This window comes from Pedobacter fastidiosus (genome assembly GCF_014306625.1).
Classification (GTDB): Bacteria; Bacteroidota; Bacteroidia; order Sphingobacteriales; family Sphingobacteriaceae; genus Pedobacter; species Pedobacter fastidiosus.
Window position 1 is genome coordinate 195,993 of record NZ_JACRYL010000008.1, and the last position, 13,496, is coordinate 209,488.

Consider the following 13,496-nt stretch of genomic DNA (forward strand, 5'->3'; position numbering starts at 1 on the left):
CGATATCCAGCAATCCAGGCTGTGACTTTGGCGAAATAACGCAGGTCAAAAAAGCATCAAAAAATACAACAAACTGTTTTACAGGTAATTAACACAAAGGCGTATTAATTGTATTGATAACAGAAAAAAAAATATGACAAACCATTGGAAAATTGATCCTTCGCATAGCGAAGTAGAATTTAAGGTAAAACACCTTATGATTACAACCATTACAGGACACTTTGGAACCTATAAGTTGGATGTTACAACGAATGATGACGATTTTACAAGTGCAACTGAAATCGATTTTACTATTAATGTGAATTCGATCAACACGAAAAATCAACAACGCGATGAGCATTTAAAATCTGCAGAATTCTTTGACATCGAGCACTACCCAGAAATTACACTAAGGGGTGGCAGATTAGAAAAGAAAAATGATTTATATATACTTCTTGGCGAACTCACGATTAAAGGTATAAGCAGAGAAATAACGTTTGAGGTAGAATTTGGTGGACAAATTACGGATCCGTATGGTCAGCAAAAGGCAGGTTTCACAATTATAGGTGCAATAAGCCGCAAGGAATTCGGCCTGATATGGAACGCCATAACAGAGGCTGGTCAGGTTGTCGTTGGTGATCTAATCCGTATCAATTGCAACATTCAATTGATCAAAACTGAGTTCTAAACTGCAAATAAAATGAAACGCATTATCCACTCTATTATAGCTTATTGGATTTCAAGAAAATTCAAAAAACTTTAATAGAATCAATTTAAAGATAATTATTGTGGTTGAATGTAATTAAACAATAGCGTAATGAGCTTATTTAAAATCTTATCATTTCGTGGCACCAGCAAAAGAACAATGGATTTTTGCATGCTGTTTTATAGGATAGCTATATCACTGGAGCTAATTATTGTACACGGACTTAAAAAAATTGGAATTGGGGGCGTTGCGGAAGTCGTGCCCAATCCGTTTGGCATTCCACAGAACCTAAATGAAATCCTTGCAATAACAGCCAATCTTCTTTTGCCTCAATTGATTATAATAGGATTGTTTACAAGATTTGCCACTTTACCAATTCTTGCAGTTACATTAACAGGTTATTTTGTTGTGCATGGAAACGATCCCTTAATTGTGAGGGATGTTCCATTTATGTTCAGCTTAGGCTATTTATTGATTGCAGTTGTTGGGCCCGGAAGATTTTCGCTGGATCATTATTTCTTTCGTAGCGTATCTAATAAACTATAAGTTTATTTTAAAAATGTGCTGTCTATTTTGCATTCATTTCTTCCAGACATCATTCGTTCAAAATTATTTCAAATTTTGAAGTTATCTGATATCGAGTACTACATTGTGAAATAATCAGCAACTTTCACCAATTCCTGCAAATCAGGCAAGAAAAAGTTCGAAATTTGTCCAGTAACGGCTACCATAGTAGGCAAATCAAAATTATCCTTTGATTTGCCTTTTTTTTTGCCCTCAAAAACCCCTTTTAAACTACCTAGAACGCGGATTGCCTCATTTAGCCGAACAGTTCGATGTAACTCTCCGTCAAAAGTCCAATTTTCGGGATAGATCGAACTGATTAAACGCCTTTTCCCTTCAGAATCTGCATTTAAATAGGTTTTAGGCAGATTTGTTAGCATTCCAGTCGCTTTTGCAACTATTGGCTCTAAATTCAAATTTCCACGGGAAATCTCGAGCAGTTTTCCCTCAAGAATCGTAATGCTTCTTTCGCATTCAATCTTAATTTTACGGTATTCAAAATCAAGAATTACATCTTGCAACATCTTGTCCCTTGCAAATATTCGTTTTTATGAGGCTGATTTTGAAAGGCATCCAAGAAATAGAGATTTCCAATACTATCTATCCAGAACCTAATAATCATTTATTAAGTGTATTTTGGAAAAACCAGTTTTATTGATTTATTTACGACAGAAAAACACCACAATTTAAAGCAATATTTTAAACAGGGTAACTGCTTAAGCATTAACATTCCTTTATTAGATTTTACCGGATTTTTCCAGTCTGCAGATCTACCCTATTTACGAAGTCAACGATATCGAATGGCTTTTTGATAAAATCCTCCGCTGAACAGTTATAATTCGCATCAGTTGTTGAATAATTTGCGCTCATCATCAGCACGGGTATATGCATGGTTTCGGGCAGGGATTTTAATACTTTGCATACCTCTATACCATTTCCATCCGGCAGCATTACATCGAGTACAAAGGCATTGGCTTGCCTAGTTAGTGCACCGTTCATAAAATCACATACATTGGCGTAACTGAATACCTCATATTGTTCCGATTCAAGAAGAAATTCAACGATTTCTCGTATATCATTATTATCTTCAAGTACACATATTCTCATCCTCAAATCCATTTTAAGGCTTACCCATTAAACTTATAAGTATTTATAATCAACTCCATTTATCGCGGAAACGTTTGCGAACTTATCATAAGATTCAAAACAATTAACACTCCTCAGAAATATATCAATTAACTGACATTCCGATAACTATCTAATCCCTGGGATCATATTTTACTCCCGGAGTTAGCCAGAACAACAACATCACCCTGGAATATCTAAAATTAAACGGTGCGAGTAATAGAACAGCTATGGTAAGCACGGCAATATATAGCCAGAAAGAACTCAGATCGCCCGTGATCATGTAGGTCAATATACAGGCAAAGAGCAATTCGATAACGTTCATTCCGTAACTGACGTACATCGCCCCGTAAAAACATCCTGGCTCACGCTCAAACCTGTAATGGCAGACCGGGCAGTACTCATTCATGTGCTGAAAGTGAAACCCATACATATTGTTTTAAAACATATTGCCCAGCCTGCACCTTGGGCATTTGGCGTGTATAAAAGCAAAGGTTTGTGATACGTTCATAGAAATAAAATCAAAGTATGCCTAAAAAAAAAGATAGTTGAAGAGCTGTAGGACTGTAAACAGGGAATGGAAGATAAATCCTGATTTCGTTATCAAAAATCATCTCCATTCCAATTAAAAAATAACTTATGTCGTTGCTAGTTCAAGCTTGAGATTATCATCAAGTTTCGAAAGAAATTCCTCGGTATAAAGATAATCTTTGCCATGCTCAACTGCGTTTCCATGAATACATACCGCAAGATCCTTGGTCATACTGCCTGACTTTACCGTTTCTATACAGACTTTTTCCAGTGCTTGGCAAAAATCTATAAGCTGCTGGTTCCCGTCAAGCTTCCCGCGGAACTCCAGTCCCCTGGTCCATGCAAAAATTGATGCAATGGGATTGGTCGAGGTGGGCCTGCCAGCCTCGTGTTCCCGAAAGTGCCTGGTAACTGTTCCATGTGCTGCTTCAGCTTCCATGACCTTTCCGTCTGGAGTAATCAGAACTGATGTCATAAGTCCCAGAGATCCAAAGCCCTGTGCAACGATATCCGACTGCACATCTCCATCATAATTCTTGCATGCCCATACAAAGTTTCCGTTCCATTTTAGTGCAGAGGCAACCATATCGTCAATCAGACGGTGCTCATATGTAATCCCTAATTCAGTAAAAGCACCCTTAAATTCTTTTTCAAAGACTTCCTGAAAGATATATTTAAAACGCCCGTCGTATTTTTTTAGGATGGTGTTTTTTGTAGATAGGTAGAGTGGCCATTTTTTTGCAATGGCCTGATTAAAACATGCCCGGGCAAAGCCATATATACTCTCGTCGGTATTGTACATCGCCATTGCAACGCCGTTCCCTTTAAAGTTATACACCTCGTAGCTTTCCTCCCCTTGCCCGTCATCGGGTTTAAAAGTTATAGTCAGCTTTCCGCTGCCCTTTGTACGGAAATCCGTAGCCCGGTACTGATCACCAAAGGCATGCCTTCCGATACAGATGGGGCTCGTCCAGTTGGAAACCAGTCTTGGAATGTTCTCGATAACAATTGGCTCGCGAAAAACAGTACCGTCCAGAATATTTCGAATCGTACCATTTGGGGACCTCCACATTTCCTTAAGCTTGAATTCTTCCACACGCTGTTCATCTGGCGTGATTGTGGCGCACTTGATTCCTACACCATATTTCTTAATGGCCTCGGATGCATCTATAGTCACCTGGTCACCGGTCATATCTCGGTGCTCAATCCCAAGGTCAAAATATTTAATATCAAGATCCAGATAAGGAATTATGAGCCTATCCTTTATAAACCTCCATATAACACGGGTCATTTCATCACCATCCAGCTCAACTATCGGTGATGTTACCTTGATTTTTTTAATTTCCATAATGATATTTTTTTGGCGGAGAAATAAATTTTTCCCCATCAACAGAATCGATCGGACCTTAATTAGTACCCAGGCCCGTGAAGTATGGAAGCAGTTTTAGCGGTAATTTGATCTGATAATCAGTTTTTCAATATTCTTGATCCAGATTTTCCTACCCTCGGTATAGATGATATCCTCAGACTTTAATTCTTTCAGTAGCCGGATTACATTTTCTTTCGCCAGCCCTGCAAGGTTGGCGAGATCATTTCTGGAGATGTTGATGAGGATCTCACCCTGCTCATTAAGATCCTGTTTATATTTTTCCCTGAGAAAAATTAGTGCTATTGCAAGCCTTTCAATCGCCGAGCGCTGCGAAAAAACAGAGATGCTGTTCGCCAGCACGGTAAACTCGTGGCTGAGCGCCTTTAACATCCGTGAGGTGAGCAGTGGCGAGTTTCCCAAAACCTGAAGAAAATCCTCTTTGGGTATGAAGCTCAATATACTCTCCTCTATTGCCGCCGCAGAATCCGGGTAGCGCTCTTCCGAAAGTACTGCGTGGTAACCGATAAACTCGCCCTGGTTTGCCACATAGATAATCTGTTCCCTACCAAGGTGGTCAACCTTGTATTTTTTTATCTTGCCCTTATGGATGAAATATATTCCCGAGGGCACGACTCCTTCCCTGAAGATGACCTCTCCCATCGTATATTTCTGGGCAGGCTGATCGGAGATCAGAAATTTATATTCCTCCTCGGTCAGCACATTCAATATGGAGTGTGTACTAAAATTCCATTTATCGATGGGAAAAATTCCGGATAGGCTCATTTATAAAGGTACAACTTATATCATGCGTAAACGCCTTGCTCTACACTCATCAGCAATTACCTCAATATGCGGTGTGCTCAACTAGTCCTTTTTGTACATTTTTAGTTCTGGGTGGTAAAATTCCTCAGCAATCTTAAAAGACGGCGGAATCTGTGCAGGCTTGGTATAATAGGTAACCAGTCTGCAACCTGAGGGCTGTTCATCAAGTTTCCTGTAAAGCAACTGGGTATAAAAACGATAGAGGTCACAGTTTCTGTTTACCGTTGAATCAATCCCTGCAAGGGTATTTAGATTCTCATAAAATGAATTAAAAAAGTAAAGGCTCCTGTATTCCCTGAAATCTATATCTGTTATGTTGCCGCTTATAAAATCGACATTGGAGAGATGAAGGCGTTTTTTGGTATCGTTTGCATGTTTTATAAGCGACGGTCTCTGATCAATTCCATAGAATCGCGTATCTGGATGAAAAAAGGCCGAGGTCAGGCAAAATTTACCTACCCCGCAACCGATATCCATCACCTTATGTCCAGGGCAGGAAAGGAATTCGGAGGCCTTTCTGGCAACATCAATCGGTGTCCAGTGGACCGAGGATAGCTGCTGAATATGATCCGGATACAGGTAATCAAAATGGATATCGTGATCGAAATAGGTATTTATCATTTTTTTGATTTCAATTATTATTAATAGATTAAAGTCTCTCAAGTGATCTTGATGTACATCTTGAGAAGATTGTTGATTGCGCTACCGACCAAGCTAAAGTTTTCGGAAACCTCCCTTCCGGAACTCTGGTAGGTCACTATTTTTGTGCCTATCGGCATACGGTCCAGATTTGCCCTCAGGTATTGGGTATAGTAGCTATATAGTGCAATGGAAGTTTCCACAGAATCGTCGATCCTGTTTACAAAATCAATGTTTTCAAAAAAAGAGTTATAAAAATAAAAATGATCAAAAGCTCTGAAATTTATCTGGGTGATGTTGGCGTGTATAAATTCAAGGTTTTCAAGCTTCAGAAGGTTTTTTGCATCGTTCGCATAATAAACAAGTCTGGTCCGCTGCTCCACACCAAAGAACATGGTTTGCGGATATTGCTGGGCACCAATGAGACAAAACTTCCCGATACCGCTTCCTATATCCAGAATATTTGAGCCTGGGGAAGCAAGGAAGGCTGCAGATTGAATGGCAACAGCTAAAGGAGTCCATTGCTTTTTGGACATCAGCTGAAGCTGCTTGGGATATAGCCAATCAAAGGCCTGGTCGTTATCGAAAATCTTATTAATCATGTTGATCCCTTATGTGAGGTTATTGCCTGTGTAATGGAACAAAAAAATATATTCCTTTTTCTTTATGTATAAAACCCCCTTAACCTGCCTAGCATAATCAGGTTTTCTTAAGCCATCGCTGAGCGATAATGTGCGTCAACTTGTCTAGGAGCCCAGCCTCAATCTGTATATTTCCTTTGATGATCTGCTGTGACCATACATTATCCTCTCCGAGAACAAGGCTATAGTTTCTGCCCTCCAGGAGTATTTCAACCGAGGTAATCTTCTCCTGCAGGAAGGAGATAACATAGAACATATATACTTTAAAATTATATGTTACCGATAAGGGAATCCCATTCATCTGATTTCATTTTAAGACATGAACTTTCCAGGTTCACTTTTTCAAAAGGCCCACATTCTTGGAGTTCTTTAGATACCTTTTTCAAAAAGCTTGCTAAAAATAGCATGATCCCGATTGATATTCTGTTTTTCAACCTCACCGCTCCCATCTAGAGCGAGTACAACAATAGGCATTAGTTCAGGTTGCGAACCGGTAAAATCGATCAACATCTCCCTGATTGATTGCTCGTCCAACTTTGCCCTGGTTTTAGAGAAGCGCACAAAGTCTCCCACTATCCCGCAAAGAATTTCCAGGTTCTCCTCATTTTCCCTGCCCCTTGCAGAAAAATTGAAACCCGCCTTTTCAAGATCGTATCCTGCATAAAAAATCTCGTTCATTCGCTTTATTTCTTTCTCGGAGTAGCGGTAGCCAACGGCACAATGGCCGTAGACTTCTACTAATCCGGCATACAAAATTACATGCTTATGAATAGCCTTTTCAGGTAAAATGTCATACCGGGCAATGATATTTATCATCTCTGGGGCTGATAAGTTTCCGGTACTGCACGGGATAGAACAGTTAGATTTGAAACCGGTTAAACCCTGCCGAATAACATATTGTGGCAGTTACCCAATATATAGTAAAGGTCGTAATAACGAGAAAGTCATGAATTTAGTAGAAAAAAACCTGTTGAAATTAGGCCCATTGGGCATTCACGCCCATTATGCACATGGTTATTTTGCCTATCCAAAACTGGAGGGAGAAATCGGCAACAGGATGATTTTCAATGGAAGGGAAAAACTCGTCTGGAGCCTTAATGATTATCTTGGTCTCGCCAACGACCCCCTAGTGCGAAGAGCAGATGAGGAAGGTACCAGACAGTATGGACTTGCCTATCCTATGGGAGCAAGAATGATGACAGGAAATACCATTCTGCATGAAATGCTGGAGGCCAAATTATCTTCATTTGTAAAAAAAGAAGATACGTTCCTGCTCAACTATGGATATCAAGGCATGTTATCAATAATCGATAGCCTACTTGACCGCCATGATGTTGTTGTTTATGATGCCGAGGCACATGCCTGTATTATCGATGGGCTCAGGCTGCACATTGGCAAGCGATTCGTGTTCAAGCATAACGACATTGCCGATTTTGAGAAGCAGCTGATCAGGGCACAAAAAATCACAAAAAAAACCAATGGAGGTATTTTGGTGATTACTGAAGGTGTTTTCGGAATGCGTGGTGATACCGGGAAAATCCGGGAGATTATAGGTTTTAAAAAGAAGTTTGATTTTACCCTTCTGGTTGATGACGCGCACGGAATCGGCGTAATGGGACAAAGTGGTGCGGGCACTGGAGAAGAGCAGGGTATCCAGGAGGAAATAGACCTATATTTTGCAACCTTCGCAAAATCATTTGCTGCAATCGGAGCCTTTGTTTCCGGAAAAAAAGAAATCATACAATATCTCCGGTACAATATGCGCTCGCAGATTTATGCAAAAGCTTTGCCTATGCCACTGGTATATGGCCTTCACCAACGGTTGCGTATGATCAGGGAAATGCCTGAGCTTCGGGAAAGGCTTTGGAATATCACGAAAAAACTGCAGAATGGACTTAGGGAAGCAGGGCTGGAGATCGGCAATACAGAAAGTCCGGTTACGCCTGTTTACCTTAAAGGATCAATCACCCAGGCTGCCAACCTGGTGAGGGATCTGAGGGAAAACCATGACATCTTCTGTTCGATGGTCGTATATCCGGTAGTTCCCCATGGCATCATTATTCTCAGGCTGATACCAACCGCTAACCATAGCGAGGAAGAAGTCACGGAGACTGTCGCCATTTTTAAAAACATTAACTCCAAACTAGGAGGGGGCTTTTATGATCAGGAGCGAAAAGCGCCAGAAAACATAACTGGTGAGCTCGCGGTCCACCATCCCTAACCTGCAGCGGATCTGAAATTCCTGATCATGATTTATCGCTGAAATGCCCAAAACAATTCACGCTGCAGCATGTTGTTCAGACAATTATCGGCAATCAGCCTATCCATGTATCTCTTCATCAAAAAAACTCGATTTATTCTAAATCCATCAAGTATGACGGTTTTTAGCGTTAGTCTGAGGTTGCCGACAACAATACCCGTGGGAAGGTTCAACGCTGCACAAATTACCGAGCTCTATCAAAAATACAGCGATGCAGTTTATGGGAACATACTTCTTCTTTTGATTTTCAGGGAAATTTCTGAAAAAACATTGGAAAACACGTTTATCGAGCTTAATCTAAGCCATACAAAATATTGTTTAAAAAGCTGCAGTGATTTTACCTTTATAAACCGGATTGCCAGGAAGCATTGCATGGAGATTATAAGGACTAACGCCCTACTTGATTAAACAGGCAAGCTAAAACAAAATACCGAACCTTTACCCATCTCGCTTTCCACCCATATTTTTCCCTTATGGGACTTTACAATTTCTGCTGATAGGTATAGCCCAAGACCAAATCCAGCAACTTTTCTGGTCTGGATATTATCCACCCGGTAGTATCTGTCAAATAGCCTTTCCTGATCCTTCTTCTTGATGCCAGCTCCCTGGTCCCGGACCAAAATGGTGACCGTTTTTTTGGCTGCCTTAAATGAGACTTCGATATCCGTTCCGGTAGGGGCATATTTTACCGCATTGCTGATCAGGTTGTTTAAAACCTGCCCGATCTTATCCCTGTCTGCAGTTATAGCACAGTCCGCATTGGGCAGTAAAAGGAGGTGGTGCTTCAACAGCATAATTTTAGCCTCTTCTGTTATTTCTTCCAGCAGATCGTTTAGCTCAAAAGTTTCCATGTTCAGATAAATCTTACCAGCCTCAAAGCTTGAGGTATTCAGAAATCCGTCAATAAGGCCTGCCATCTTTTTGACCTGTGTATTTACTTTTCCCATCGAGTTGGTCAGAAATTCATCACCACCTTTCTTTGTCCTCGATTCGATGAGCTGAATATAGCCCTGAAGCGTAGTCAGGGGTGTTCTAAGTTCATGGCTTGCCATGGCGATAAAATCATTTTTCCTGATTTCATCCTCTTTATGTATAGTCACGTCATTTAAGAGTCCGGCAAAATAAACCGGTTTATCGTCCTCATTATAAACAACATTACCGATGGCCCTCACCCAGCGGGGCTTATGGTCCAGTGGAAGGTTAATTGGATATTCGATATCCATTTTTTCTCCATTTATAATGCTGTTTTCAATTCCATCGGTAAATAGAACCTGATAATCTTTAACCACTCTTGCAACGGCCGCCTCAAGTGGCATTTCCTGTCCACTGCCGTATCCAAAAATTTCTTTCAACCTTGTCGAGGGAATAAAAGCCCTGGTATTGACATCAATGGAGTAGGTTCCCATTTCCGCCGCATCTACGGCCATGGCCAGTGTCCTGTTGCTAACATCAAGTTCTCGCTGGACCCTTTTAAGTTCTGTAACATCGTTGAAGGTGACAATCGCCCCACTGTTTTTCTGGTCTGACTGCTGTACGTATGGCATGGTCATTACCTGGTACCATTTACCATTATTGGTCTCAATTTCTTTTGTGATGATTGTCCCGTCTATGAGTACCAGTTTGATATCCTCGATGATGGTCTCGAACTTTATGTTCGTTGTGATATTGCTTAAAGGCCTGCCGATATCGGTTTCCAGCAGATTGATCTGCTTTACCGTACCAGGGGAAAACTTCATCAGTAACAGATCATTATTAATGAAGAGCTGCCCGTTGATATTGCTCCTGAAATAGTTGTTCAGGTCATCATTGATATCCAGTAGTTCTTTGTTCTTGAGCTGGTATTCAGAATTGATGGTATCCAGTTCTTCATTGACAGACTGCATTTCCTCATTGGTGCTCTGCATCTCTTCGTTGGCAGAGATCATTTCTTCATTGAAGGACTGCATATTCTCATTGGAGGCATCGAGCTGCTCATAGGTAGATTTGAGTTTTTCCTTCAGATCCCTGAGTTCCTCCTCCAGATTGAGGGTATACTGGTCATGATATACTTTTTCATTGAAATCGATCCCTTCCTGCTCAGAGACCGCAAAAGATTTGTCCTCCGTAAAAGTTACCATGATCAGTTTCTGTTCGCCGCCCTTTACAGCGATTGGCGTCAGACTTAAATTAACGCGTATGAATGAATCACCCTGTTTTACCTTGATCCGGTTCAGTGTAGCCTTTTTTCCGGTCTTGATTACATTGTTGCTCATGGTATGAAATACCATTGCCAATTTCTTAGGCAGCAGTTTTTCCAAATTGGTCGTAAAAAGTTTTGCAAGCAGGAATTTGGAAGTGTTTCCGTAGGACTTGATCACATTTTTGTGTTCATCTATACAGAGGGCGAGATAGTCGAGGTCTTCTGCGAGGCTTACCTGCATCATCTCTGTTAGCGAGCTATTCGAATCGCTATTCATCCCCTCACTGGAAGCAAAAGCAGGCCGGTGTTTGACCTCTAAGGTATCGGGCATGGAAAAGGCATCAAAACTGAACATCCGCTTTGATTTGATGTTCCGGTAAATCTTGTACTGTTTGCTGACCACTTCAAGGTTCTGGATGATCGGCATTGGGTTTTCGCTCGACCCCAGGAAAAGATATCCGTCCATTTTAAGTCCGAAAAGGAGCATAGAAAACACCTTGCGCTGCAGAACGGGAGCCATGTAGATCAGAAGATTGCGGCAACTGATGAAGTGCATATTGCAATATGGTGGATTTTTGACCAGGTCGTGCTGGGCGAAAATGGCCATCTTCCGGAGTGTTGGTTTTATCCGGTACTGATCCCCCTCTTTAATAAAATGTTTTTTTAACCGTTCTGCGCTAACATTTTTTATGGTATCAGACTGATAGATTCCTTTGCCTGCGTGGATCAGTGCGGCACTGTCAATATCGGTCGCAAAAATCTTGACTACAGTGAAGGCAAGATCTCCGGTGAGCTGTTCTGAGATGAGCATGGCCAGGGAATAAACTTCTTCGCCTGTTGCACATCCCGCAACCCAGAGTTTAAGTTCCTCATTGGGCACCAGTTTTTTTAATATCCCGGGAATCACGTTTTTTTGGATATAGTCAAAAGCTTCCTTGTCCCGGAAAAATGCGGTTACGCTGATAAGGAAGTCCTTGGAAAGCGCTTCAATTTCTTCGGGTGAGCTTTTCAGAAAATCATGGTATTGGGCAAGGGTAGCAAAATCATGATAGGCTGCCCGGCGTTTGGTCCTGCGCAGTATGGTGGTAGGCTTATAATCAGAAAAATCAAGCGGTGAGCGCTGTTTGATCAGATCAATGATCAGACCCAAGTTCTTATCATCATCCTTTGCAACGTTTCTGGTCTCCCCTTCGTAATTAACATAATCCTCTATTGCTCCCGGCATGGAGGCAGGCTCCAAAATAAAATCGACCATTCCAGTAGCGATCGCCTTGGAGGGCATACTCGGGAACGGTGAGGTTTCGGGATTTCTGGCCATAACCATTCCACCTGCTTTCTTAACAGCAATCAGCCCTTCAGCGCCATCACTCCCTAATCCAGAAAGTACAACAACGATGGCCTTGTTGCCACAATCAAGCGCAAGCGAATTAAAGAATGTGTTTATGGTCAGGTGCGGACTTTTTGTTTTCTCTTTCTCACGCAGGTATAGATGTCCCTTTTGGATGGTCATAAATTTATCGTGTGGAATAAGGTAAACGCGGTTGGTCTCTACAAGGATCCCTTCAGTTGCCTCTTCTACGGAGAGTTTGCTATGTTTGGCAAGCACTTCGCCCATTCTGCTTTTAAAGTCGGCCGAGAGATGTTGCACAACAATATAGGAAACACCATCGAGGGGAGTATGGTCGAAAAAGGAATTGATTTCCTCCAGTCCACCAGCAGATGCACCAATTGCTATAATGTATTCAGGGTCTTTCATTTTATTTACGGTATATCTATTGGGCAAAATCAATCACATCGATTGGAAAAACAGCACGGTTTGTACTGGTGAAACAGAAAGGTATTGTGAAAATATGTGATTTAAAGATAGGTATTAATACCTGCCAAAATGTTATTTATACCTTTTCATTTTTGTCGGTTGATTTTGACTGGCGTTTATTCTTCTTGCGAGAGCGCAAATTGGAATAGTATCTCTTAATGTTCAAACGAAACACATCGTACAGGAGTATAAAAGAGAGCATTGATGCCGGGATAAAAAAGGAACGGAAGCTGATGTAAGTGAAAAGATATGCACCAGACAGCGCCCCGAGCATAAAGAAAAGTATAATCGAAAACCGGAGCTTTATCCTAGACAGGAGCTCGCCCTGCGCCGAATAATTATCAGTCCGGAGCTGAGCAAGTTCTATACCCAGATCCGTAAAAGTGCCGGTAAGGTGCGTGGTGCGAACAACTGAGCCTGAAATTACCGAAACCAGTGCATTTTGTATCCCCATTGCAAACAGGAGGCACCCCGCAAAAAAATTACCTGAAAAACCTAAATCCCTTACTGATGGTGAAAACGCACAGAATAGCAGGATCATGGTTTCTAAAACAATGGGAATGGCGAAAGAAAACCTTGCGTTATGGCCGATTTTGGTTACAATTAAGCTACTTGTGAAAGCTCCGGCAAGAAAGAGCATCATCCATGTTGCAACAATTCTGGCCATCAACCAGTCCTGCCTTGCAATGCCTTCGGCAAAGAGCGCAGCATGCCCTGTAACATTTGTAGTTAGTGCAGAAAAACCAAGAAATCCTGCCGCATTCACAAAACCGGCAGTTAGACTTAACAGCACAGCGAGTTTCAGGTTGTGCTTATAGGTTCTCTTAACTCCGAAATGTCTTAGCATGGTGGTCCTCTCTGTATT

Annotated in this window: 14 protein-coding genes; 4 read left to right on the plus strand and 10 right to left on the minus strand. The window is 41.4% G+C overall.

The features are described 5' to 3' along the window. Positions 1-133: 133 nt before the first annotated feature. Entirely contained in the window at positions 134-667 is a 534-nt protein-coding gene (locus H7U22_RS10860) for a YceI family protein (protein WP_187071382.1), read from the plus strand. Between the two features lie 129 nt (positions 668-796). Beyond that, positions 797-1,231: a DoxX family protein gene (locus tag H7U22_RS10865; protein WP_187071383.1), complete on the plus strand. Its 435-nt coding sequence runs from the start codon at positions 797-799 to the stop codon at positions 1,229-1,231. A 98-nt stretch (positions 1,232-1,329) separates the two neighbouring features. Here H7U22_RS10865 and H7U22_RS10870 read toward each other — a convergent pair whose 3' ends face one another. The 8 genes from H7U22_RS10870 to H7U22_RS10905 all read right to left on the minus strand — a co-directional run bounded on the left by H7U22_RS10870 (position 1,330) and on the right by H7U22_RS10905 (position 7,192). Further along, positions 1,330-1,773 carry a hypothetical protein gene (locus H7U22_RS10870; RefSeq protein ID WP_187071384.1) on the minus strand — a complete coding sequence of 148 codons (444 nt, stop codon included), beginning with the start codon at positions 1,771-1,773 and terminating at the stop codon, positions 1,330-1,332. A 220-nt stretch (positions 1,774-1,993) separates the two neighbouring features. Beyond that, positions 1,994-2,368, minus strand: a complete 375-nt coding sequence (locus H7U22_RS10875) for a response regulator (protein WP_248284722.1) — start codon at positions 2,366-2,368, stop codon at positions 1,994-1,996. A 139-nt stretch (positions 2,369-2,507) separates the two neighbouring features. Then, the gene (locus H7U22_RS10880) at positions 2,508-2,807 is read right to left on the minus strand and encodes a DUF983 domain-containing protein (RefSeq protein ID WP_187071385.1); all 300 of its coding nucleotides are present in this window, start codon (positions 2,805-2,807) and stop codon (positions 2,508-2,510) included. Positions 2,808-3,011: 204 nt separating this feature from the next. Beyond that, entirely contained in the window at positions 3,012-4,253 is a 1,242-nt protein-coding gene (locus tag H7U22_RS10885; protein WP_187071386.1) for an NADP-dependent isocitrate dehydrogenase, read from the minus strand. Positions 4,254-4,349: 96 nt separating this feature from the next. Continuing rightward, positions 4,350-5,057: a Crp/Fnr family transcriptional regulator gene (locus H7U22_RS10890; protein WP_187071387.1), complete on the minus strand. Its 708-nt coding sequence runs from the start codon at positions 5,055-5,057 to the stop codon at positions 4,350-4,352. 81 nt (positions 5,058-5,138) lie between these two features. Further along, positions 5,139-5,717, minus strand: coding sequence for a class I SAM-dependent methyltransferase (locus tag H7U22_RS10895; RefSeq protein WP_187071388.1), 579 nt, complete (start codon positions 5,715-5,717; stop codon positions 5,139-5,141). A gap of 38 nt (positions 5,718-5,755) precedes the next feature. Continuing rightward, positions 5,756-6,337: a methyltransferase domain-containing protein gene (locus H7U22_RS10900; protein ID WP_187071389.1), complete on the minus strand. Its 582-nt coding sequence runs from the start codon at positions 6,335-6,337 to the stop codon at positions 5,756-5,758. 408 nt (positions 6,338-6,745) lie between these two features. Next, complete coding sequence (locus tag H7U22_RS10905; protein ID WP_187071390.1) at positions 6,746-7,192, minus strand: hypothetical protein; 447 nt, start codon at positions 7,190-7,192, stop codon at positions 6,746-6,748. Between the two features lie 130 nt (positions 7,193-7,322). Between H7U22_RS10905 and H7U22_RS10910 the strand changes: the two genes are divergently transcribed. Next, positions 7,323-8,597, plus strand: a complete 1,275-nt coding sequence (locus tag H7U22_RS10910; RefSeq protein WP_187071391.1) for an aminotransferase class I/II-fold pyridoxal phosphate-dependent enzyme — start codon at positions 7,323-7,325, stop codon at positions 8,595-8,597. Between the two features lie 153 nt (positions 8,598-8,750). Further along, positions 8,751-9,044, plus strand: a complete 294-nt coding sequence (locus H7U22_RS10915; protein ID WP_187071392.1) for a hypothetical protein — start codon at positions 8,751-8,753, stop codon at positions 9,042-9,044. On the opposite strand, the gene H7U22_RS10920 is transcribed toward H7U22_RS10915, so the two are convergent. Together H7U22_RS10920 and H7U22_RS10925 are read right to left on the minus strand one after the other, a co-directional pair. After that, positions 9,041-12,571: a chemotaxis protein CheB gene (locus tag H7U22_RS10920; protein ID WP_187071393.1), complete on the minus strand. Its 3,531-nt coding sequence runs from the start codon at positions 12,569-12,571 to the stop codon at positions 9,041-9,043. The genes H7U22_RS10915 and H7U22_RS10920 overlap by 4 nt on opposite strands. Before the next feature lie 136 nt (positions 12,572-12,707). Further along, positions 12,708-13,478, minus strand: a complete 771-nt coding sequence (locus H7U22_RS10925; protein WP_187071394.1) for a YoaK family protein — start codon at positions 13,476-13,478, stop codon at positions 12,708-12,710. Between the last annotated feature and the right edge of the window lie 18 nt (positions 13,479-13,496).